The 23,457-nt window shown below is 38.9% G+C and carries 20 protein-coding genes; all 20 read left to right on the top strand.

Features of this window, described 5'->3' with window-relative positions; all coding sequences use genetic code 11:
• Positions 1 to 45: 45 nt before the first annotated feature.
• The gene (asd, locus tag RCG25_RS17785) at positions 46 to 1,095 is read left to right on the top strand and encodes an aspartate-semialdehyde dehydrogenase (RefSeq protein WP_308080158.1); all 1,050 of its coding nucleotides are present in this window, start codon (positions 46 to 48) and stop codon (positions 1,093 to 1,095) included.
• Between the two features lie 33 nt (positions 1,096 to 1,128).
• Positions 1,129 to 2,373: an aspartate kinase gene (dapG, locus tag RCG25_RS17780; RefSeq protein ID WP_308080157.1), complete on the top strand. Its 1,245-nt coding sequence runs from the start codon at positions 1,129 to 1,131 to the stop codon at positions 2,371 to 2,373.
• 80 nt (positions 2,374 to 2,453) lie between these two features.
• Positions 2,454 to 3,326 (top strand): 4-hydroxy-tetrahydrodipicolinate synthase, encoded by an 873-nt coding sequence (gene dapA / locus RCG25_RS17775; protein WP_308080156.1) that lies wholly within the window; start codon positions 2,454 to 2,456, stop codon positions 3,324 to 3,326.
• A 183-nt stretch (positions 3,327 to 3,509) separates the two neighbouring features.
• A complete protein-coding gene (locus RCG25_RS17770) occupies positions 3,510 to 5,177 on the top strand; it encodes a ribonuclease J (protein WP_308080155.1) in 1,668 nt (555 codons plus the stop codon).
• 109 nt (positions 5,178 to 5,286) lie between these two features.
• A complete protein-coding gene (locus tag RCG25_RS17765; protein ID WP_308080154.1) occupies positions 5,287 to 6,042 on the top strand; it encodes a ClpP family protease in 756 nt (251 codons plus the stop codon).
• Positions 6,039 to 6,278, top strand: coding sequence for a YlzJ-like family protein (locus RCG25_RS17760; protein ID WP_308080153.1), 240 nt, complete (start codon positions 6,039 to 6,041; stop codon positions 6,276 to 6,278). The genes RCG25_RS17765 and RCG25_RS17760 overlap by 4 nt, the downstream gene beginning before the upstream one ends.
• Positions 6,279 to 6,424: 146 nt before the next feature.
• On the top strand, positions 6,425 to 8,776 hold the full coding sequence (locus RCG25_RS17755; protein WP_308080152.1) for a DNA translocase FtsK: 2,352 nt from the start codon (positions 6,425 to 6,427) through the stop codon (positions 8,774 to 8,776).
• A gap of 326 nt (positions 8,777 to 9,102) precedes the next feature.
• A complete protein-coding gene (locus RCG25_RS17750) occupies positions 9,103 to 9,825 on the top strand; it encodes a GntR family transcriptional regulator (protein ID WP_308080151.1) in 723 nt (240 codons plus the stop codon).
• Positions 9,826 to 9,905: 80 nt separating this feature from the next.
• Positions 9,906 to 10,994, top strand: a complete 1,089-nt coding sequence (locus RCG25_RS17745; protein ID WP_308080150.1) for a BMP family lipoprotein — start codon at positions 9,906 to 9,908, stop codon at positions 10,992 to 10,994.
• Between the two features lie 210 nt (positions 10,995 to 11,204).
• Complete coding sequence (locus tag RCG25_RS17740; RefSeq protein WP_308080149.1) at positions 11,205 to 12,740, top strand: ABC transporter ATP-binding protein; 1,536 nt, start codon at positions 11,205 to 11,207, stop codon at positions 12,738 to 12,740.
• Positions 12,733 to 13,779, top strand: coding sequence for an ABC transporter permease (locus RCG25_RS17735; protein ID WP_308080148.1), 1,047 nt, complete (start codon positions 12,733 to 12,735; stop codon positions 13,777 to 13,779). Before RCG25_RS17740 ends, RCG25_RS17735 begins: the two co-directional genes overlap by 8 nt.
• Position 13,780: 1 nt before the next feature.
• Positions 13,781 to 14,740: an ABC transporter permease gene (locus RCG25_RS17730; RefSeq protein ID WP_308080147.1), complete on the top strand. Its 960-nt coding sequence runs from the start codon at positions 13,781 to 13,783 to the stop codon at positions 14,738 to 14,740.
• A 187-nt stretch (positions 14,741 to 14,927) separates the two neighbouring features.
• Positions 14,928 to 16,208, top strand: coding sequence for an EF-P 5-aminopentanol modification-associated protein YfmF (gene yfmF / locus RCG25_RS17725; RefSeq protein WP_308080146.1), 1,281 nt, complete (start codon positions 14,928 to 14,930; stop codon positions 16,206 to 16,208).
• Positions 16,208 to 17,500: an EF-P 5-aminopentanol modification-associated protein YfmH gene (yfmH, locus tag RCG25_RS17720; protein ID WP_308080145.1), complete on the top strand. Its 1,293-nt coding sequence runs from the start codon at positions 16,208 to 16,210 to the stop codon at positions 17,498 to 17,500. The genes yfmF and yfmH overlap by 1 nt, the downstream gene beginning before the upstream one ends.
• A gap of 64 nt (positions 17,501 to 17,564) precedes the next feature.
• Complete coding sequence (gene ymfI / locus RCG25_RS17715; RefSeq protein WP_308080144.1) at positions 17,565 to 18,287, top strand: elongation factor P 5-aminopentanone reductase; 723 nt, start codon at positions 17,565 to 17,567, stop codon at positions 18,285 to 18,287.
• A 108-nt stretch (positions 18,288 to 18,395) separates the two neighbouring features.
• Positions 18,396 to 18,653, top strand: coding sequence for a DUF3243 domain-containing protein (locus RCG25_RS17710; RefSeq protein ID WP_308080143.1), 258 nt, complete (start codon positions 18,396 to 18,398; stop codon positions 18,651 to 18,653).
• 174 nt (positions 18,654 to 18,827) lie between these two features.
• The gene (locus RCG25_RS17705; protein WP_308084215.1) at positions 18,828 to 19,619 is read left to right on the top strand and encodes a DUF3388 domain-containing protein; all 792 of its coding nucleotides are present in this window, start codon (positions 18,828 to 18,830) and stop codon (positions 19,617 to 19,619) included.
• A gap of 21 nt (positions 19,620 to 19,640) precedes the next feature.
• Positions 19,641 to 20,543: a helix-turn-helix domain-containing protein gene (locus RCG25_RS17700; protein ID WP_308080142.1), complete on the top strand. Its 903-nt coding sequence runs from the start codon at positions 19,641 to 19,643 to the stop codon at positions 20,541 to 20,543.
• 50 nt (positions 20,544 to 20,593) lie between these two features.
• A complete protein-coding gene (pgsA, locus tag RCG25_RS17695) occupies positions 20,594 to 21,178 on the top strand; it encodes a CDP-diacylglycerol--glycerol-3-phosphate 3-phosphatidyltransferase (RefSeq protein ID WP_308080141.1) in 585 nt (194 codons plus the stop codon).
• Between the two features lie 34 nt (positions 21,179 to 21,212).
• Entirely contained in the window at positions 21,213 to 22,466 is a 1,254-nt protein-coding gene (locus tag RCG25_RS17690) for a competence/damage-inducible protein A (protein WP_308084214.1), read from the top strand.
• The last annotated feature ends 991 nt before the right edge of the window (positions 22,467 to 23,457 follow it).

Genomic DNA, 23,457 nt, shown 5'->3' with positions numbered 1-23,457 from the left:
AATACCAGCCATGTTCAGGATGAAAGATTGAAAGGGGAACATGTAATGAGAGAGCATAATGGATTTCATGTTGCAGTAGTCGGAGCAACAGGAGCGGTTGGACAACAAATGATCCAAACATTAGTGAAAGAGAATTTTCCAATCAGAGAACTAACCCTACTATCCTCAGCACGGTCGGCAGGAAAAAAAGTAGTGGTTAATGGTCAGGAATATACCGTCCAAGAAGCCAAGCCTGAGAGCTTTGAGGGTGTTGAAATAGCACTTTTCAGTGCAGGTGGAAGCGTATCTAAAGAACTTGCTCCAGAAGCTGCTAAGCGTGGTGCCATTGTCGTGGACAACACTAGTGCGTTTAGAATGGATGAAAATATACCGTTGGTTGTACCAGAAGTAAATGAAGGGGATTTGCATAATCATAATGGAATTATTGCCAATCCAAATTGTTCGACCATTCAAATGGTTGTTGCTTTAGAGCCTATTCGTCAAAAATTTGGTTTGAAAAAAATCATTGTGTCAACTTATCAAGCGGTGTCTGGTGCAGGTGCTGCAGCAGTGGAAGAATTAATGGAACAAACAAAGTCGATTCTTAACGGAGAAACCAATGAACCAACTATTCTTCCAGTAAAATCAGACAAAAAACATTATCAAATTGCATTTAATGCCATTCCACAAATTGATAAGTTTCAAGATAACGGCTATACGTATGAAGAAATGAAAATGATTAATGAAACAAAGAAAATCATGCACTTACCAGAGCTGCAGGTCTCTGCTACATGTGTTCGCTTACCTGTGGCTGTAGGTCATTCTGAATCGGTATACTTTGAGATTGAGGAAGGAAATGTTAGCGCAAGTGAGATTAAAGCATTATTAAAAGATGCACCTGGCGTAGTCCTTCAAGATGATCCGGAAAATCAAGTATACCCAATGCCGGCTGATTGTGTTGGCAAAAATGATGTATTCGTTGGAAGAATTAGAAAAGATATTGATGAAGACCGTGGTTTCCATATGTGGGTCGTTTCTGACAACCTGCTAAAAGGTGCTGCGTGGAATTCAGTACAAATTGCGGAAAGCTTAGTTAAATTAGGTTTAGTAAAATAAAAGTTACAACCAAAGGCAGGTTTTGGTGTCACTATGAAAATAATTGTTCAAAAATTTGGCGGGACATCTGTAAAGGATGAAAAGAGTAGAAAGCATGCCCAAGGCCATATTGAAAAAGCAATAGCAGATGGATATAAAGTAGTGGTTGTTGTTTCTGCAATGGGTAGAAAAGGTGACCCATATGCAACGGATACACTTTTATCGCTAATTGGCGGGAATCTAAGTAAGATCTCAAAAAGAGAACATGATTTATTATTGTCCTGTGGGGAGATTATATCTAGTGTCGTGTTTGCAAATATGTTATTAGACAGTGGTATTAATGCTGTTTCTTTAACAGGTGCACAGGCAGGATTCCGTACAAATAATGACCATACAAATGCAAAGATTACTGAAATGAAGTGTGAGCGATTGCTCAGGGAACTTGAGAATACTGATGTAGTTGTTGTGGCTGGGTTCCAAGGAGCGGCAAAGAACGGGGATATCACCACCATTGGACGCGGGGGAAGTGATACATCCGCTGCCGCATTAGGTGCTGCTCTTAATGCAGAATGGATCGATATTTTTACTGATGTCGAAGGAATTATGACTGCTGACCCACGTATTGCTGAAAATGCACGTCCACTATCAGTGGTTACTTACACTGAAGTGTGCAACATGGCCTATCAGGGGGCTAAGGTCATCCATCCAAGAGCCGTAGAAATTGCTATGCAGGCAAAGGTACCAATTCGTATTCGTTCTACTTATTCCGATAATTTAGGAACGTTGGTTACAACCCTAAATAAAAATAATCGGGGGAGCGATATTAAGGAGCGTGTGGTAACAGGAATTGCTCATGTTTCTAATGTTACTCAAATAAAGGTTTTTGCTAAAAAAGATCAATATTATTTGCAGGCTGAAGTATTTAAGGCTATGGCAAATGAAAAGATCAGTGTTGATTTTATCAATATATCGCCCAATGGTGTAATTTATACGGTAACAGATGAGATGACCGACCGGGCAATAAAAGTATTAAATGAACTAGGGCATGACCCTGTTGTAGAGCGATATTGTGCAAAGGTTTCTGTAGTTGGTGCCGGAATTGCGGGTGTCCCTGGAGTTACCTCTAAGATTGTAACCGCACTTTCAGATCAAGGGATTCGTATTTTACAATCTGCGGATAGTCATACAACTATATGGGTACTTGTAAAACAAGATGACTTAGTTAAATCCGTCAATGCACTTCATGACGCGTTTCAATTAGAAGATGAGTCAGTAGAATTCAATCTTTCAGATTTGTAATAGTGTTTAATGAAGTGATATAAGAAAAGTAGAAACATCTCTGTTTTTCACTAGTGGCACGTAACGAAAGGAGTAGAACAATGATTCATTTCGGACGGGTGTCTACAGCAATGGTAACCCCTTTTGATAAAAAAGGGCATATAGATTTTGCTAAGACAACTCAATTGATAAATTTCCTCATAGAGAATGGAACAGATTCACTGGTTATAGCTGGTACGACAGGGGAATCACCAACTTTAACAAAAGAGGAAAAACTTGCGTTATTTAGTCATGTAGTAAAGGTTGTAAACAAAAGAGTACCAGTTATTGCGGGTACGGGAAGTAACAATACGTATGCCTCTATTGAATTGACAAAAAAGGCAGAGCAACTTGGTGTTGATGCCATTATGGTTGTGGCACCTTACTACAATAAACCAAATCAAGAAGGCTTATATCAGCATTTTAAAGCTGTGGCAGAAGCAACTTCTCTGCCAGTTATGGTGTATAACATTCCTGGTAGATCGGTTATAAATATACTTCCTGAAACGATTATTCGTCTTTCAAAGATTGCGAATATCGTTGCGGTGAAGGAAGCTAGTGGAGATTTAAATGCAATGACACAGATTATTGCAAATACAGATGATGAGTTTGTTTTATACAGTGGGGATGATAGCTTAACATTACCTGTCCTATCTATAGGTGGTGCCGGTGTGGTATCAGTGGCATCGCATGTGGTAGGCAATGATATGCAGGAAATGGTTAAAGCCTTTTTTGATGGAGATAACAAAAAGGCGGCACTATTACATCAACAGCTTCTTCCAACGATGCAGGGATTATTTGCGGCTCCAAGCCCTGCACCTGTTAAAACAGCCTTACAGATGGCTGGATTAGATGTTGGTTCAGTCAGATTGCCGCTTGTGGGCCTCACTGAACAGGAACGTGCAACATTACTATCAATTCTTAATAAAAAGTAAATTTTCTAAGGGCTGACCTATATGGGTCAGCCTCTTTCTTTTTCTTGAAGGCACTCATAGAGGTAAATTAGCTTTTTTAAGTTGTAAACATTTTCTTTTTTCAAGTATAATAATGATAACTGATTTCGAACGGAATAAAAAAGTTCAAGAAATTAAATTGCTACTACATAGGAGGATTCAAACTTGATAAAGAGAAAAAATAAAACCATTAAGTTTATTGCACTTGGTGGCGTAGGAGAAATCGGAAAAAATATGTACCTAGTAGAAGTAGATGGAGACATATTGATCGTAGACGCCGGCTTAATGTTCCCCGAGGAAGAAATGCTAGGCATCGATATGGTCATTCCAGATTTAACCTACTTAAGGGATAATAAGGATCGAGTAAAGGCTGTTTTTTTAACACATGGACATGAAGATCATATTGGTGCACTTTCCTATGTATTAAGGCAAGTAAATGTACCGGTTTATGGAACAAAATTAACCCTTGCCCTTGCGGCTGCAAAGCTTAAAGAACAGGAATTTAAAGGGAATGCTAACTTTATTGAAGTAAACTCAGATACAGTCGTAGAATTAGATTCAGTAAATGTCAGCTTTTTTAAGACAAATCATAGTATTCCTGATTCTGTAGGGGTGTGCATACATACGTCTGAAGGAATTATCGTATATACAGGTGACTTTAAATTTGATCAGGCAGCAACGAAACTTTATAAACCCGAAATTGGTAAAATGGCAGCTATAGGTGATCAAGGTGTGTTATGTTTACTATCAGATAGTACCGAAGCAGAAAAACCTGGTTACACAACTTCGGAAGCGATTGTTGAAAGAGAATTGTCTAATGCTTTCTATAATGCACCGGGCCGAATCATAGCCGCGTGCTTTGCATCAGATATTAACCGGATCCAGCATATTTTTGATGTGGCGAAGGATAACGGTCGTAAAGTAGCAGTGGTAGGAAAAAGTTTAGAGCGTATTTATCATATAGCACTTGATATGGGCTATTTAGAAGTAGCTGAAGATCTAATTATCCCAATTCATGAGCTTAAAAATTACCAAGATCGAGAAATTGTCGTCCTTGCTACCGGAACTCAAGGAGAACCAATTGAAGCTCTTCAAAAGATGGCAAAACAAACACACAAGCAACTGAATATTCAGACAGGAGATACTGTTCTAATTGCTGCCTCACCTTTAAAAGGTAGCGAGGTTTTCTTATTTAAAACAGTAGATATGTTATTTAGAGCAGGTGCCAATGTTATATCTGGCAAACGGACAATCCATGTATCGAGCCATGGAAGTCAGGAAGAATTAAAATTTATGATTAACTTAATGCAACCAAAATTTTTCATTCCTGTTCATGGTGAGTATCGGATGTTAAAAGCCCATAGGAAAGTAGCACTTGAATGCGGTCTTACAGATGAAAAAATTATGATTCCTGACCGTGGTGATGTGGTGGAATGGAAAGACGGAAAGCTAGCATTTGCAGGTAAAGTTCCTTCTGGTAATGTCCTCATTGATGGAATTGGTGTAGGGGATGTTGGGAATATTGTATTGCGGGATCGTAGGCTTTTATCTCAGGATGGAATCCTTATTGTTGTTGTAACCTTGACGAAACAAGACAAGAAAATTGCAGCAGGTCCAGAAATAATTTCAAGAGGATTTGTATATGTTCGTGAATCTGAAAAATTAATGGATGATTCCACTAAATTGGTGCGTGATATTGTTGAGCGTACGATCGCTAAGGGTTCATTTGAATGGGCAAGCCTAAAGCAAGAAATTCGAGATGAATTAAATCGCTATTTATTTGAAAAAACAAAAAGAAGACCAATGATTCTACCAATCATAATGGAAGTATAAGAAATAAGGTACTGGACAATGTCCAGTACCTTATTTATATGGATTGGTAGAATGAAATCAAATCATAGGTTAATACTAAAATATATCATGCTTTGAAGGGAGTATTTGGATGAATAACGATATACAAAAAAATGATACTGGTAACCAGGATGGCGGCGAGCCACAAAAAGAGGAAAAGCCTGCTTCAGGTTTATTAGAAAAAATTCAGCAGCTTGGCCAAACCAATGTTCCACAGCTATCTGCAGATTCAAGAATTCATTGTTTAACAATCATAGGACAAATAGAGGGGCATATGGCACTTCCTCCTCAAAATAAAACCACTAAGTATGAGCATTTATTGCCACAGCTCGTAGCTATTGAGCAAAATCCCAAGATTGAAGGAGTGCTCATAATTTTAAATACAGTTGGAGGGGACGTTGAAGCGGGGCTTGCCATTTCTGAAATGATAGCCTCTTTATCGAAACCAACTGTTTCCATTGTTTTAGGTGGCGGACATTCAATCGGTGTCCCAATTGCTGTATCCTGTGATTATTCCTTTATTGCAGAAACAGCGACTATGACGATTCATCCCATTCGATTAACTGGCCTCGTCATTGGTGTTCCTGCAACCTTTGAATACTTAGATAAAATGCAAGAGAGGGTAGTTAATTTTGTTACGAAGCATTCGAAAATTACCGAGGATACATTTAAAGACTTAATGTTTGCAAAGGGTAATTTGACAAGAGATATTGGAACAAATGTAATTGGTGTTGACGCCGTGAAGTCTGGATTAATTGATGAAGTAGGCGGATTGGGACCGGCTATGAAGAAGCTAAATGAAATGATCGATCTTCGGCAGGAAAAAAATGAGGGGCTGATTCAATGATTTTATATACGATGATGCCAAATGAACTGATCTTTCCAACTGAACAAGAATCTTTTCAGCAACAAAAAATGATAACCTATCAAGGAGTTCCACTCCTAGTAGAGCAAATGGATCCGCAAAATGTTCAAGTAATCCGTATTCTAAGCAGCGATCCGCAGCACTATCTAGACGAACGGATATGCCCTGGTGCTAAAATTTCTTTTGGTGTCCAAGAGGGTTTGTCCGCTTTGCAGTAGTAGATTATGGTATAATCAGGATACAAAGAAAAAAGCAGCCATTCCGGCTGCTTTCTTCCATTTCTTTATTATTTATTTAGTTATACATACTAACTTATAGTAATATTGTGAAATAATATACCATAACTAACATATAAGGTGATTAGATGGCCAAAAAAAAGAGAAGACAACCAAAAAAGAGAGATAACCATTTAAAACGAACGATCCAATTTGAATTAACTGCACTTGCTATTTTAGCAATAGCCATCATTTCCATTGCCAAGCTTGGGGCAGTAGGAAAAGCAACTGTCCTTTTCTTTAGATTTTGGATGGGTGAATGGTATATGCTGGGTTTGCTAGGGCTGGTAGTATTAAGCGTATACTTAATGTGGAAGCGAGAAATACCATTTTTCTTTCATATTAAATTAGTCGGAAGCTATTTTATTGTTTCTGCTATCCTTTTATTAAGCCATGTTACATTGTTCCACTTACTTACGAATGATGGGAAATTTAAAGACCCAAGTGTCATTAGTAATACATGGGAATTATTCATGATGGAACTTCGAGGGGAAACAAGTACAACCGACCTTGGCGGTGGTATCCTTGGAGCTATTTTGTTTGCACTATTTCATTACCTATTCGCAGAAACAGGTACTAAGATTATTGCATTTATTTTTATTATAATTGGTATAGTTTTACTTACAGGCAAATCCTTCGGTGACTTCATTGGCAAGATTATGCTGACGCTGTTCGACTTCTTTAAAAATCAATGGGAAGCATTTAAAACGGATATGTCAGAATGGAAGCAAAAACAAGAAGAACGGAAAAATGAGAAAAAGGAACAAAAAGCAAGACAGCAGGAACCCTCTGTACAGGAAAGTGGACCTGTGATCAACGTTCAACAGCCATCCTTGCAGGAGGAAACAATTGTTCCAGAACCGATCATTTCCAGTTTTGCTGACAAGGCTTATATGGAAGAATCAGTAGCCATACCTTCGCAGAATAAAACTGAACAACAAAAAGGAAAAAAAGGAAACATGGAAGAGGAAGTTGATCAAGCACCTCCAATCACGTTTACCGAAGTAGAAAATGTTGCATACGAATTGCCTCCTCTTAGATTATTAAAGCATCCGAAGAAAACAGATCAAAGTGGAGAATATGAACTGATTCATGCAAATGCTGCAAAGCTTGAGCGAACTTTTCAAAGCTTCGGTGTTAAGGCGAGAGTCACACAGGTTCATTTAGGACCAGCTGTAACAAAATATGAGGTACACCCAGATGTGGGTGTAAAAGTTAGTAAAATTGTTAGCTTAAGTGATGACTTAGCCTTAGCACTTGCTGCCAAGGATATACGAATTGAGGCACCTATTCCAGGAAAATCCGCTATAGGAATTGAAGTTCCTAATTCAGAGGTAGCCATGGTCTCGCTTCGTGAAGTATTAGATGCTACTCAGAATGATAAACCGGATGCCAAATTACTAATTGGACTCGGCAGAGATATAACGGGTGAGGCTGTGCTGGCCGAATTAAATAAGATGCCCCATCTACTTGTGGCAGGTGCTACTGGGAGCGGGAAAAGTGTATGTATTAATGGAATCATAACAAGTATCCTGATGAGGGCAAAGCCTCATGAAGTAAAGTTAATGATGATTGATCCGAAAATGGTTGAACTAAATGTTTATAATGGAATTCCACATTTACTTGCACCAGTTGTGACAGATGCGAAAAAAGCCTCACAGGCATTGAAAAAGGTTGTTAGTGAAATGGAAAGACGTTATGAACTCTTTTCATACACAGGAACCCGTAATATTGAGGGCTATAATGAGCATGTGAGAAGACATAATTTAGAGGAAAATGACAAGCAGCCATTATTGCCATACATTGTCGTTATTGTTGATGAGTTAGCTGATTTAATGATGGTTGCCTCTTCAGATGTAGAAGATTCAATCACACGACTCGCACAAATGGCGCGTGCAGCCGGCATTCACTTAATTATTGCTACTCAAAGGCCATCTGTGGATGTTATTACAGGTGTCATAAAAGCAAATATTCCTTCCCGAATTGCCTTTGCTGTTTCAAGTGCAACGGATTCAAGAACAATTTTGGATATGGGTGGAGCAGAAAAGTTACTGGGGCGTGGGGATATGCTATTCCTGCCAGTGGGAGCATCAAAGCCTGTTCGTGTCCAAGGTGCATTCCTTTCCGATCAAGAGGTGGAGGATACCGTTGAATTTGTTATTTCACAGCAAAAAGCTCAATACCAAGAAGAAATGATCCCAGATGATATTCCGGAAGTAACAGGAGCAGTTGAGGATGATTTGTATGATGAAGCCGTTGATTTAATTGTTGAAATGCAAACAGCATCAGTTTCCATGCTGCAACGCCGTTTCCGAATTGGTTACACTAGAGCGGCCCGCCTTATTGATGAAATGGAAGCACGTGGAGTAGTGGGACCATACGAAGGAAGTAAGCCACGTGTGGTTTTACAGACAAAACCAAAAGAAGAGCAAAGTTCATAGGTAAAAAAAAGAGCCAATGGCTCTTTTTTTTATACTAAATTCCCACATGCCCCATACTATAGTATTAAGTGCGCGCTTATAAAAGATGATAAAAAAGACCTATATTCTGGTGTGAAATACCTATGTTTTTAATAGAAAGATTATATTATAACAGATTTCAAAGCAATAATATCAACAACTTTAAGACATTTTTGAAGAATGAACCTTTTTTCGACAAAATTTTGAATACCTATTTATTTATCACTAAAAAAATGTTACTATAATCTCGGTTAGTAGGAATGATATCAGATGTCTGATGTCTTAGGAAAAAGCCTGGAGGATAAAGCATGTCAATTAAGTCAGATAACCGGCATTTATACTTACAAGTAATCGATCGGTTAAAGCAGGATATTGAAAATGGAATATATAAAGAAAAAGAAAAATTACCTTCCGAATTCGATCTTGCTAAACAGCTTGGTGTAAGCAGGGCAACACTTCGAGAGGCTTTACGTATTCTTGAAGAAGAAAACGTTATCATTAGGCGCCATGGTGTTGGCACCTTCGTTAATTCAAAGCCACTGTTTACTTCAGGGATTGAACAACTTAATAGTGTCACTGACATGATTAAACAAGCTGGTATGAAACCAGGAACCATTTTCTTAAGCTCATCAACACTGGGGCCTACCGAAGAGGATATTCGCCGTTTCTCATGTTCTACAAGTGAGGAGATTTTCGTGATGGAGAGGGTTAGGACCGCAAATGGTGAACCAGTTGTCTACTGTATTGACAAGGTTCCCGAACGGATTTTGCCTAAAACTTTTTCCTATGAGGAAGGTTTCTTCCGCATATTGGACGAAGAAGCAAACCGAAGAATTACATACGCGGTAGCTCAAATCGAGCCGATAGGCTATCATGAGAAAATTTCCCCAATTCTAGAATGTGATCCTGAAACTGCATTGTTAGTTTTAAAACAAATGCATTTCGATGAAATGGATGAACCTGTTCTATATTCGGTAAACTATTTTAAAGCGGACAAGTTTAGTTTTCATGTATTAAGGAAACGTATTTAATTTTTTAATACGAGATGAAAACGTACCCAGTTCTGCGAAAATTTCTACTATATCAAACATATCATAGGGGGTACAATGCCTTGCAAAAGCGTAAAATTGGAATGGCGCTATCTTTAGTTCTTGCTGCTGGAACACTTTTAGGTGCTTGTGGAAAAAGCGATGACACAAGCAAAAACGAAACATCTAAGGGTGGAGAAGAAAAAGGAAAAGCATTCTCTGTTGCGATGGTTACTGACGTCGGTGGTGTTGATGACAAATCATTCAACCAATCAGCATGGGAAGGTCTTCAAAAATTCGGTGCTGACAATGGAATGAAAAAAGGTAAAGGCGGATTTGATTACCTACAATCTAAATCTGATGCAGATTACTCTACAAACTTAAATACTCTTGCTCGTCAAGACTTTGATTTAGTATACGGAATCGGTTTCTTAATGCAAGCTGCAGTAGAAGAAATCGCGAAACAACAAAAAGATTCACACTTTGCAATCATTGATGCTGAAGTTAAACAACCAAACGTAGCAAGCGTTCTTTTCAAAGAGCAAGAAGCTGCATTCCTTGCTGGTGTTGCAGCAGCTCTTACAACAAAATCTAACCACATCGGTTTCATCGGTGGTATGGAAATTCCTGTTATCGAGCGTTTCGAATCTGGTTTCTTAGCTGGTGTTAAAGCTGCTAAGCCAGAAGTGAAAGTTGACGTACAATATTCTGGAGCATTTGACAAAGCAGAACTTGGTCAAAATATCGCTTCTAAAATGTACTCTTCAGGCGCAGACGTAATTTTCCACGCAGCTGGTGGTACTGGTAACGGTCTATTCAAAGAAGCTACAGACAGAAAAGCGAAAGACCCTAGCAAAGAAATTTGGGCAATCGGTGTAGACCGTGACCAAAACGACATGGGTCCAGATGTTGTTCTTACATCTGCACTTAAGCGTGTTGACGTAGCAGTACAAGATTTATCTAAAAAGGCTATGGATGGAAATTTCCCTGGTGGAGAATCAATCCTATACGGTTTAGCTGAAGATGGCGTTGGCTTAGCACCAATCAACAGCAAAGCTGCTAATAAAGATGCAATCGAAACAGCTGTTAAAGAGTGGGTCGAAAAGATTAAATCAGGTGCTATAAAAGTCCCTGGAACTCGTGATGAATTAAAAACTTTTAGCGCAAAATAATTTTTGTGAGGAAAAAAGCGGGTTGGAGAAACCCTTCCCGCTTTTACCTTGTTTAAGAGTCTTAACTGAAGTGTAGAAATGTAATTCTACTTTTCATTTAAGATTTTATAGTGGGGAGGAAATCCCTGTTTTTTTAAAATTCGGAAAGGTCTGACCTCTTACTACTTCTGGTCAATTTTTCCATTATCATGTCACAGGGAGTGAGAAGAGATGGAATATGTAATTGAAATGCTTAACATCCGTAAAGAGTTTAATGGCTTTGTTGCGAATGATAACATAACTCTTCAATTAAAAAAGGGTGAGATTCACGCATTACTTGGTGAAAATGGTGCAGGGAAATCCACCTTAATGAATGTTCTATTTGGTTTATATCAACCAGAGCAGGGTGAAATCCGTGTTAAAGGGAAGCCTGTTAACATTTCTAACCCGAACATCGCAAATGATTTAGGAATTGGAATGGTCCACCAGCACTTTATGTTGGTCGATACGTTTACAGTAACTGAAAACATCATTTTAGGTAGAGAAATAACCACTGGTGGCCGAATTGATATTAAAAAGGCTGAACAACAAGTGCGTGAGATTTCAGAGCGCTATGGTTTAGCGGTTGACCCTCAAGCAAAAATTTCCGATATTACTGTAGGTATGCAGCAAAGGGTAGAAATCCTAAAAACTCTTTATCGTGGTGCGGAAATTCTTATTTTTGACGAACCAACAGCTGTACTTACACCGCAGGAAATCAAAGAATTAATCCAAATAATGAAAACGCTTATTAAAGAAGGTAAATCTATTATTCTAATTACCCATAAATTGAAAGAGATTATGGAAGTTTCCGATCGTTGCACGGTTATTCGAAAAGGTAAAGGGATTGGAACGGTTACTGTTAGTGAAACCAACCCTAATGAACTTGCAAGCTTAATGGTTGGTCGTGAGGTTGTTTTCAAAACAGAAAAGAAAGATGCATCTCCTAAACAGGATGTACTTGAAATTAACAATTTAGTAGTTAAAGATCCTCGTGGCGTGACAGTTGTTAATGGATTGGATCTTTCTGTCCGTGCTGGAGAGATTGTTGGTATTGCCGGGGTTGATGGTAATGGCCAGTCAGAATTTATTGAGGCAATTACTGGCTTGCGTAAAGCTGAAACCGGAAGCGTGAAATTAAACGGTAAAGAATTGATTAACCAAACGCCAAGACATATTACAGAATCAGGTGTTGGTCATATTCCTCAAGACCGTCATAAGCATGGACTAGTTTTAAACTTCCCAATCGGAGAAAACATGGTATTACAGACTTATAATAAAAAACCATATTCAAAGAACGGAATTTTAAACTTTAAGGAAATTTATAAAAAAGCAAAATCACTAATTAATGAATTTGATGTTCGTACGCCTAGTGAGTACACGTTAGCACGTGCACTATCCGGTGGTAACCAACAAAAGGCGATAATTGGACGTGAAGTTGACCGCAATCCAGACCTACTGATCGCAGCACAGCCTACTCGAGGCTTGGATGTTGGTGCAATTGAATTCATTCATAAACGCTTAATAGAGCAGCGCGATAATGGAAAGGCAGTCTTGCTAGTATCCTTTGAATTAGAAGAAATTATGAACGTTAGTGACCGTATCGCGGTTATATATGAGGGGAAAATCGTAGCTATCGTGAATCCGAAGGAAACAAATGAGCAGGAGCTTGGATTATTGATGGCTGGCTCGAATAGAAAGGAAGCGGGTGAAGTAACAAATGTCTAAACGGTTGAGAAGTATTTTAACACCAGTTATTGCCGTCTTATTAGGTATCCTTGTAGGAACAATTATCATGATTGTCAGTGGTTACGATCCGATTGCAGCTTTTACAGCACTTTGGAATGGTGCATTTGGAGATATTTATTATATCGGGGAAGTAGTTAGACAATTTACACCATATATTTTAGCAGGTTTAGCCGTGGCCTTTGCCTTCCGAGTTGGTTTGTTTAATATTGGGGTTGAAGGACAGTTCTTAGTTGGTTGGCTTGCAGCAGTTTGGGTGGGGGTTGCTTTTGATCTACCACGTGTGATTCATTTACCACTTGCTATTTTAGCAGCAATTGTAGCTGGTGCACTTTGGGCATTTATTCCTGGTTTATTAAAAGCACGTTTCCGTGTCCATGAAGTAATCGTAACAATTATGATGAACTATGTTGCACTTCATTTGTCAAACTATATTATTCGTAACGTAATATCACATAAAGGTGATAATACAGGTCCAATTCATAAATCAGCAACTTTACGTTCTGAGTGGTTAGAAAGTCTTACTGATTATTCACGTCTACACTGGGGAATTATTCTTGCTATCCTTTCTTGCTTTGTTATGTGGTTCTTATTAGAAAGAACAACAAGAGGTTTCGAATTAAGATCTGTAGGATTTAACCAACATGCTGCACACTACGCTGGTATGAATGTTAATAAGAATATTATCCTTTCCATGTTAATTTCAGGAGCCTTTGCTGGATTAGCTGGAGCAATGGAAGGTCTTGGTACTTTCGAATATGCAGCGGTTAAAGGTGGATTCTCAGGAGTAGGGTTTGACGGTATTGCCGTAGCCTTACTAGGTGGAAATACAGCATTAGGTGTTTTCTTCTCGGCTATTCTGTTTGGTGTTCTAAAAGTGGGAGCATTAAACATGCCTCTTGAAGCAGGCGTTCCTAATGAATTAGTTGATATCATTATTGCTTTAATTGTATTCTTTGTTGCATCAAGCTACATCATCAGAGTATTTCTTGACAGAATCAGTAAGAAGGAGGTGAAGTAAGTTGAGTTTAATGGATATCTTAATGATTCTTGTTCCTTCCACATTATTATGGGCAGCTCCACTTGTCTTCACTGCATTAGGCGGTATTTTCTCAGAGCGTTCTGGGGTAGTAAATATTGGGCTTGAAGGTTTAATGGTAATTGGGGCATTTACAGCCATTGTGTTCAACTTAACTACTTATGATACATTTGGTAGTGCTACACCGTGGATTGCTTTATTAGTAGCTATGGCTGCTGGAGCATTTTTCTCACTATTCCATGCGGTTGCGTCTATTACATTCCGCGCTGACCATACCGTATCTGGTGTTGCGATCAACTTATTAGCAACAGGACTAACCTTGTTCCTTGTCAAACTTATTTATGATAAAGGTGAAACTGGAATTATTTCTAAAGGCTTTAGCAAAGTTGATATTCCTGTGTTAAAAGACATTCCGGTTATTGGAAAAATCTTTTTCCAAGACACCTATTGGACTTCTTTCCTAGCAATTATTGTTGCTATTATTGTATGGTATGTTGTTTTCAAAACTCCATTTGGTCTTCGTCTTCGTTCTGTTGGTGAACACCCAATGGCAGCTGACACAATGGGTATTAATGTAACAAAAATGCGTTACCTAGGTGTTCTCCTTTCTGGAGCACTTGGCGGTCTAGGCGGTGGAGTGTACGCACAATCCATTACATCTAACTTCAGCCACTCTACTATCAGTGGTCAAGGTTTCATGGCGTTAGCAGCCATGATTTTCGGTAAATGGCATCCACTTGGCGCATTAGGGGCAGCAATCTTCTTCGGTTTTGCTCAAAGTATCAGTATCATTGGATCAAGTTTACCTTTCTTAAAGGAAATTCCAAGCGTATACTTGCTAATCGCTCCTTACGTATTAACAATCTTAGCTTTAACAGGATTCATCGGTCGTGCCGATGCACCAAAAGCAGTTGGTACTCACTATATCAAAGGTAGCCGTTAATAATTATAGAAAAAGCTCTCAGTCACCCACTGAGAGCTTTTTTTGTTTTTAATAAACGCATTTACTTGTATAAAACAAGCTTGTCAAATTATAGTAATAAGTATAGGTTTTATTACAAAGGAAAAGATATTAAGAAAAATGTTTACATATTGTAATATATGACCCTTTACCGATAAGGAGGATATAAATGGACGCTACTGCAGAAAAAATATTGGAAATGCAAGGGTATAAACTCCATGTGATTCAAACGGATAAATACAAAACGAATACCTTCGTTTGGAAGATGAAAGCACCATTAACAAAAGAAGATGTGACGAAAAGGGCCCTTCTTCCACAGGTATTACAAAGTAGTTCTGCAAAATACGCTTCAACCACCGCACTTCGCTCATACCTAGATGAATTATATGGGGCAACTCTATTTGTGGATTTATCTAAAAAAGGTGAATACCATGTAATCAGTTTTTCCATTGAGATTGCAAATGAAAAGTTTCTTAGTGACCCAAGCCCATTATTAAAGAAGGGGTTTGAACTGCTTGCAGAGATCTTAACTAAACCAAATGTTACTGGTAATGCGTTTGACAATGAAACAGTAGAAAAAGAAAAGCGAGCCCTCAAGCAGCGAATTCATTCGGTTTTTGACGATAAAATGCGCTATTCGAATGTTCGCTTGTTACAGGAAATGTGTAAGGAAGAGCCATACGCTTTAGAAGTTAACGGAGATGCGGCAGATGTGGATGGCATTACTGCGGAAAATTTATATGAATACTTTAAAAGAGCCTTTTTAGAAGATGAGATGGACCTGTATGTGATTGGTGATGTAAATGAAGAAGATGTAAAAAAACTTTCTTCTGAGCTGCTCCAATTTGAAGACCGCACACCAAAAAGGGTGGAACAACAAAGTATTAACAAAAGATCGGATGTAAATGAGGTCAAAGAAGAGCAGGATGTAAAACAAGGAAAGTTAAATATGGGTTACCGCACAAATATTGTGTATGGCGATTCAGATTATTTTGCTCTTCAGGTCTTTAATGGAATTTTCGGTGGCTTTTCACATTCTAAGTTATTTATCAATGTTCGCGAAAAGGCAAGCTTAGCCTACTACGCTGCCAGCCGATTAGAAAGTCATAAAGGCTTAATGATGGTCATGTCAGGAATCGATTTAAAAAACTATGATCAAGCAATAGGAATTATTAACGAGCAAATGGGGGCAATGAAAAAGGGAGATTTCACTGAACAAGAGTTAGAGCAAACCAAAGCGGTCATTAGAAATCAAATCTTAGAAACCATTGATACCTCTCGTGGTTTAACGGAAATCCTTTATCATAATGTTGTGGCACATACAGATATTAAGCTAGATACATGGCTGACGGAAATGGATAAAACGACCAAAGAAGAAATTGTGGCAGTTGCAAACAAAATCGATTTAGATACTATTTATTTCTTAACCGGAACGGAGGCGGGCAAATAATGGAGAAGATTAATTTTGACCAACTTCAAGAAGAGCTGTACCATGAAAAAATGTCCAATGGCCTCAATGTCTATATTTTACCGAAGAATGGTTTTAATAAAACGTATGCGACCTTTACCACAAAATACGGTTCTGTAGATAATACCTTTATTCCATTGGGAAAAGACGAATACGTAAAAGTACCAGATGGAATTGCTCACTTTTTAGAGCATAAACTTTTTGAGAAAGAGGATGGAGACGTATTTCAGCAATTTAGCCGTCAAGGAGCTTCTGCAAATGCGTTTACCTCTTTTACAAGGACCGCCTATTTGTTTTCTAGCACATCAGATGTGGAAAAAAATCTAGAAACATTGATTGATTTCGTTCAAGAACCTTATTTTTCTGAGAAAACAGTTGAAAAAGAAAAAGGGATTATTGGTCAGGAAATCACGATGTATGATGACAATCCCGATTGGCGCCTATACTTTGGTTTGATTCAAAATCTGTACCAAAATCATCCGGTAAAAATTGATATAGCCGGAACAATTGAATCCATTTCCCATATTACAAAGGATTGGTTATACGAATGTTATAATACTTTTTATCATCCAAGTAATATGCTGTTATTTATTGTTGGACCTGTAGACCCTGGAAAGATAATGAATCAAGTAAGGGAAAATCAGGCGAAGAAGGATTATAAGGATCAGCGGGAAATCAAACGTAAATTTGAATCAGAACCAACACAAGCAGCTGAAAAAAAGCAAGTGCTTGAAATGAATGTACAAACTTCAAAAGCATTAGTAGGAATTAAAGCTCTCCATGTGGATCAAATGGGAGCGGAAATGCTAAAAAATGAACTAACGATGAATGTTCTGCTTGATCTGTTGTTTGGAAAAAGCTCTGAAAACTATAATCAGCTCTACAGTGAGGGTTTGATTGATGAAACGTTCTCATTCGACTATACACAAGAACAAGGTTTTGGCTTTGCAATGGTAGGTGGGGACACAAGAGAACCAGATCAATTAGCTGAGAGATTAGAAAAAATGCTTTTGGATGCAAAAAAGAATAGTTCTATTACTGAGGAGCAGCTTGCAAGGGCAAAGAAGAAAAAAATTGGTGCCTTTTTACGTGCTGTCAACTCGCCTGAATATATTGCCAATCAATTCACGAGGTATGCATTTAATGATATGAATTTATTTGATGTCGTTCCTACATTAGAAAGTATTACGCTTCAGGATGTTCAATCATTAGCTACAGAAGTGATCTCGGAAGATCGCTTTTCAGTATGCCAAGTCATTCCAAAGAAAAAATAAAGGAAGAAGCGTCGTTTACGCGGCGCTTTTTCTCCTGTTATTACATAGAGAGAGTGATCTGAAAATGAAAAAATACGCACTCATTACGGGAGCAAGTGGTGGAATAGGACAAGCGGTTGCATGTAGGTTAGCAGCAGATGGGTATCATTTGTATCTACATTATAATAAGAATAGTGATTCTATAAGTGATTTAATGAAGAAGCTTGAACAATTTGGCGGGGAGTACTTACCCATACAGGCAGACTTATCAAATTCGAAGGGCTATGAGACAATCTCTTCACAAATTTTTTCCTTAGATGCCATCATTCATTGTAGCGGGAATAGTCATTATGGGATGCTCATGGATTTGGAGCTGGAAGATGCACAAGAATTGATGAATGTGCACGTGCTAAATCCAATAATGCTTACCAAGGAAATGTTGCCGAAATTACTACATAAAAAGTCTGGAAATATTGTCTTTATTTCATCCATTTGGGGTCAAACGGGTGCTGCGTGTGAAGTGGTTTATTCCACTGCGAAGGGTGCACAAATTGCCTTTGTGAAAGCCCTTAGTAAAGAAGTGGCCTTAAATGGGATTCGAGTGAATGCGATTGCTCCTGGAGCAGTGGCCACACCCATGATGGAGGGCTTTAATGCGGAAGAAATAGAGGAATTGTGTGAAGAAATCCCTATGGGCAGACTGGGGTTGCCCGAAGAAATAGCAGGAACAGTCAAATTCTTGCTATCCAAAGATTCCTCTTATATCACTGGACAAGTACTTTCCGTAAATGGCGGCTGGTATACATAAATATACATTGTTTATTGTAATCGGAATTAAAATTCACAAGTTATTCATGTATAGGACACACCTCTTCTTCGCAAAATAACCTTGTACTATTTTAAAGGAGGTAATGTCATGTCAGTGTTAGATAACTGGAAACAATGGGAAGACTTTTTAGCTGATCGTCTTCATCATGCACAAAATGAAGGTATGAGTGAAGGGGCTATTGGTAACTTAGCGTTTCAAATTGGTGATTACTTATCAAAGCAAGTTGAACCAAAAAATGAGCAAGAAAGAATGCTTGCAGACCTTTGGTCAGTTGCTGATAAAGATGAACAGCAGGCTATTGCAAATATGATGGTTAAACTTATTCAAAATAACGGAAGCCGCTAGAAGAGAGGAGAGTTATCCTCTCTTTTTTTGTTGATAAATAAATTTTTCCTTTGTTACATATAAATATGCCATAATCTTTGTTTTTCCTTTCATCTTCATTCAAAATCATTTATTATAAGGTTTAGATGATGAGTTGTGAAAAAAATGTCGAAACTTCTTAGTAGGGGGTTTTTTATAATGAAAAAAGAATGGTATTTAGAGTATGAGATTCAAAAAAACCGCCCTGGCCTTTTGGGGGATATTTCATCCTTATTGGGAATGCTCTCAATAAATATTGTAACTATTAATGGTGTGGATGAAGGAAGACGCGGTCTTCTTATACTTGCAAAAGATGACGATCAAATTAAACGACTTGAGTCAATTTTACATACAATGGACACAATAAAATTGATTAAACTAAGAGAACCAAAACTAAGAGACAGATTAGCTGTTAGACATGGCAGGTATATCCAAAGAGATGCAGACGATAAAAAAACCTTTCGCTTTGTAAGAGATGAGCTTGGATTATTAGTAGATTTTATGGCAGAATTATTTAAGCAGGAAGGACATAAGCTAATTGGAATTAGAGGAATGCCGAGAGTAGGCAAAACGGAATCACTGGTAGCAGCGAGCGTCTGTGCAAATAAACGCTGGTTATTTGTCTCGTCTACTCTACTAAAACAAACCATTCGAAATCAACTAATTGAAGACGAGTACAATGAAAATAACCTATTCATTCTTGATGGAATTGTTTCAACTAGACGTGCAAATGAGCGCCACTGGCAGCTTGTCCGTGAAATCATGCGTTTACCTTCTGTTAAAGTAATAGAGCATCCGGATATTTTCGTACAAAATTCTGAGTATACCCTCGATGATTTTGACTATATTATCGAACTCAGGAACGATGCAGAAGAAGAGATTACTTACGAGGTTGTTGATCAACATAATATGTTCTCCGGATCAGATTTTGGAGATTTTGATTTTTAATAAATTGGAAGGTGTTAACAGTTGACTGAATTAGGGAATCGACTAAAAGAAGCTCGATTAGCCAAAGGATTTAGCTTGGATGATGTACAATCCATGACAAAAATTCAAAAGCGTTATTTAATTGGTATAGAAGAAGGAAATTATGCAAGCATGCCCGGAAATTTTTATGTTCGTGCATTCATAAAGCAATACTCTGAGGCGCTAGGCCTTAATCCGGATGAAATATTTGAGACCTATAAAAGTGAAATTCCGGCTGCTTATCATGATGAGTTACCTCAACAGTTATCGAGAGTAACGACCCACAAATCAATTAATGATGGGAATTCGAAAATTTTGAATTTACTTCCTAAAATATTAATTGGGGTGTTTGTGGTTGGGCTGGCTAGTCTCATTTATGTACTTGTAACAAATCATGCTGGTAATGATTCAAATGAATCACTCAGTAAAGAAAATGATCCAGTAAAATACGTCAAGTCCGAGAACCTTGAAAAAGCAAAAGAAGCGGAGAAGAAAGAAAAAGAGAAAGTGAAAGAAGAGGAGACCGATAAGCAAAAAGAGGAAGAAAAAACTCCGGAAGTGGTCACTCCGACTCAAGAAATATCTGTTGTGCAAAGTGCTGGTCATGATACGACCTATGAACTGAAAAATGCTGATAAATTTGTTGTGAAGTTGGTTGCTAAAGGCGGGGATGCCTGGGTTAGTGTTAAAAACGGAAAGGGGAAAACCTTCATTTCGGACACGCTCAGAATTAATGGGACCTCAAGTCAAACAGTGGATTTATCAGCAGAAACTTTGGCGACCATCAGGGTCGGCAATGCAGCTAACACAGAAATTTATATAAATGACCAAAAGCTTGAGTACGCCATTCCAGCAACAGCAAATGTTCAGAACATCAAGATTCAATATGTTCTGAAAAGCGAATAGTCATCAATCGATGACTATTTTCGCTTTCAATAACTACGCGGAGGAAAATTATGAATATTCCAAACAGAATTACAGTATCGAGAATATTATTAATTCCACTATTCTTGATTATTATGCTTGCACCTTTTGATTGGGGGGACATGCACCTATTCGGTGTAGAATTACCAGTTACTCACTTTGTAGGAGCACTAATTTTCATTTTAGCTTCAACAACAGATTGGGTGGATGGTCATTATGCTCGTAAGTATAACATGGTAACAAATATGGGGAAATTTCTTGACCCGCTAGCAGATAAATTACTAGTTTCAGCTGCTTTAATTGTTCTTGTTGAACTGAATGGTGTTTATGCTCCTTCATGGATTGTTATCATCATTATCAGTAGGGAATTTGCCGTAACAGGGCTACGACTTTTACTTGCAGGTGAAGGTGAGGTAGTTGCAGCAAATATGCTCGGCAAAATTAAAACGTGGGCACAAATCGTGGCTATTTCAAGTATCCTACTACATAATACTATTTTTGAATTGATCTCCTTCCGATTTGATATAGTATCCTTATGGGTAGCACTTATTTTCACTATTTGGTCTGGTTGGGACTATTTTGCAAAAAATAGTCATGTCTTAAAAAATTCAAAATAGGTAACAAACTACTGGTAAAGAGGGCGAGAGTATGTTGAATGCTGAAATTATAGCAGTTGGTTCAGAGTTGTTACTCGGTCAGATAGTGAATACGAATGCCCGCTTTATATCGCAACAGTTGGCGGGGCTGGGTATTAATGTTTTTTATCATACAGTAGTTGGTGATAACCCTGACAGATTGAAGTCGGCGATTGAAATTGCTGAAAATCGTTCTAAAATCATTATCTTTACTGGTGGTTTAGGACCAACAAAGGATGATTTAACGAAGGAAACCATTGCTCGTCATCTTGGTAAACAATTAGTTATGGATGAAGCGGCGTTGGAATCGATTGAGCTTTTCTTTAAGCGGACAAACCGTGTGATGACAGAAAATAACCGTAAGCAAGCACTTGTACTGGAAGGGTCCCAAGTCCTGCCGAATGATCATGGGATGGCTCCAGGAATGGTTGTAAGTGGTGAAAATCATACATATATGCTTCTGCCGGGTCCTCCTAAGGAAATGGAACCGATGTTTCTTCATTATGGGGCAAAGGCACTTTCATCGAAAGCTCAGTCGAATGAGAAAATTGTTTCAAGAGTGCTGCGGTTTTTCGGTATTGGGGAAGCCGCATTGGAAACAGAGATTATGGATTTGATTGATGCCCAAAGCAATCCAACGATTGCACCACTTGCAGGGGATGGAGAGGTTACGTTACGGCTTACTGCAAAGCATACGGATGAGAATATTGCTCTTACTATGCTTGATGATGTAGAAGCTAAAATCTCACAGCGTGTCGGAGAGTTTCTGTATGGCTATGATCATACTTCATTATTGGCTGAACTGACAAAAATGTTGAAAGATAGAAAACTTACGATTACAGCTGCAGAGAGCTTAACGGGAGGAATGTTCCAGAAGGAGCTAACGTCTATCTCCGGTGCGAGTACAGTGTTTAATGGCGGATTGGTTTGTTATTCAAATGAGGTAAAACATCAGGTCTTACAAGTGAGACAGGAAACGTTAGATAAGCATGGAGCTGTAAGTGAGCAATGTGCGCATGAATTAGCCGAAAATGCAGCAAGGATTTTTGGTACGGATATCGGGATTAGTTTTACGGGTGTTGCCGGCCCCTCTGAGGTGGAAGGAAAGCCCGTAGGTACCGTTTATATTGGAATGGCAATGAAAGGGATGCCGACGAGGGTTGAAAAGCTTACGCTTGGCGGAACGAGGGAAGCGATTCGAAACCGTGCGGTGAAATACGGCAGCTACTTTATATTACGTAATTTAAAAGAGTCACAGAATACTAAATAGTGTTCTGTGATTTTTTTATAAATTATGATTTATCGTCTATACGGCTAGAAGGAGCGAATGACGGTGGAGTTGATTTGGTAGAAGCCGTCTACGAGCCCGAGTAGAGGGGAAAAAAGAAGAATCGGTCACGTAGGAGTAGTCTACGAGCCCGAACAGTAGGGGAAAGAGGAAACGGTCACGTAGGAGTAGTCTACGAGCCCGAACAGTAGGGGAAAGAGGAAACGGTCGCGTAGGAACAGTCTACGAGCCCGAACAGTAGGGGAAAGAGGGAACGGTCACGTAGAAGCAGTCTACGAGCCCGAGCAGTAGGGGGAAAGAGGGAACGGTCACGTAGAAACCGTCTACGAGCCCAAGTAGAGGAAAAGAAAGAGGAACCGGTCGCGTAGGAGCCGTCTACGAGCCCGAACAGAGGGGAAAAAAGAAGAACCGGTCGCGTAGAAGCAGTCTATGAGCTCGAACAGAGGGGAAAAAAGAAGAACCGGTCACGTAGGAGCAGTCTATGAGCCCGAACAGTAGGGGGAAAAGAGGGAACGGTCGCGTAGAAGTAGTCTACGAGCCCGAACAGTAGGGGGAAAAGAGGAAACGGTCGCGTAGGAACAGTCTACGAACCCGAACAGTAGGGGAAAAAGAGGGAACGGTCACGTAGAAGCAGTCTACGAGCCCGAGCAGTAGGGGAAGAGGGAACGGTCACGTAGGAGTAGTCTACGAGCCCGAACAGTAGGGGGAAAAGAGGAAACGGTCGCGTAGGAACAGTCTACGAGCCCGAACAGTAGGGGAAAAGAGGAAATGGTCACGTAGAAGCCGTTTACGAGCCCGAACAGTAGGGAAAAAAGAGGAAACGGTCGCGTAGAAGCCGTCTACGAGCCCTAAGAGTAGGGAAAAAAGAGGAAATGGTCACGTAGAAGTAGTCTACGAGCCCGAGCAGACGAAAAGAAAGAAGACCGGTCATAAAGAACAACCGTCTAACAATTATTCTCAAAAAAGATTTCCG

It is taken from the genome of Neobacillus sp. PS2-9, assembly GCF_030915525.1.
GTDB lineage: Bacteria > Bacillota > Bacilli > Bacillales > Cytobacillaceae > Neobacillus.
Note: the sequence above shows the minus strand (reverse complement) of the source record. Positions and strands in the feature narration are given on the sequence as shown.

What these genes read in the sequence shown, in the direction of transcription:
- RCG25_RS17740 (WP_308080149.1), top strand. Translation starts at nt 11,205, where the DNA reads ATGGAATATGTAATTGAAATGCTTAACATCCGTAAAGAGTTTAATGGC.
- asd (WP_308080158.1), top strand. Translation starts at nt 46, where the DNA reads ATGAGAGAGCATAATGGATTTCATGTTGCAGTAGTCGGAGCAACAGGA.
- dapA (WP_308080156.1), top strand. Translation starts at nt 2,454, where the DNA reads ATGATTCATTTCGGACGGGTGTCTACAGCAATGGTAACCCCTTTTGAT.
- yfmH (WP_308080145.1), top strand. Translation starts at nt 16,208, where the DNA reads ATGGAGAAGATTAATTTTGACCAACTTCAAGAAGAGCTGTACCATGAA.
- yfmF (WP_308080146.1), top strand. Translation starts at nt 14,928, where the DNA reads ATGGACGCTACTGCAGAAAAAATATTGGAAATGCAAGGGTATAAACTC.
- RCG25_RS17735 (WP_308080148.1), top strand. Translation starts at nt 12,733, where the DNA reads ATGTCTAAACGGTTGAGAAGTATTTTAACACCAGTTATTGCCGTCTTA.
- RCG25_RS17750 (WP_308080151.1), top strand. Translation starts at nt 9,103, where the DNA reads ATGTCAATTAAGTCAGATAACCGGCATTTATACTTACAAGTAATCGAT.
- RCG25_RS17755 (WP_308080152.1), top strand. Translation starts at nt 6,425, where the DNA reads ATGGCCAAAAAAAAGAGAAGACAACCAAAAAAGAGAGATAACCATTTA.
- dapG (WP_308080157.1), top strand. Translation starts at nt 1,129, where the DNA reads ATGAAAATAATTGTTCAAAAATTTGGCGGGACATCTGTAAAGGATGAA.
- RCG25_RS17760 (WP_308080153.1), top strand. Translation starts at nt 6,039, where the DNA reads ATGATTTTATATACGATGATGCCAAATGAACTGATCTTTCCAACTGAA.
- RCG25_RS17765 (WP_308080154.1), top strand. Translation starts at nt 5,287, where the DNA reads ATGAATAACGATATACAAAAAAATGATACTGGTAACCAGGATGGCGGC.
- ymfI (WP_308080144.1), top strand. Translation starts at nt 17,565, where the DNA reads ATGAAAAAATACGCACTCATTACGGGAGCAAGTGGTGGAATAGGACAA.
- pgsA (WP_308080141.1), top strand. Translation starts at nt 20,594, where the DNA reads ATGAATATTCCAAACAGAATTACAGTATCGAGAATATTATTAATTCCA.
- RCG25_RS17710 (WP_308080143.1), top strand. Translation starts at nt 18,396, where the DNA reads ATGTCAGTGTTAGATAACTGGAAACAATGGGAAGACTTTTTAGCTGAT.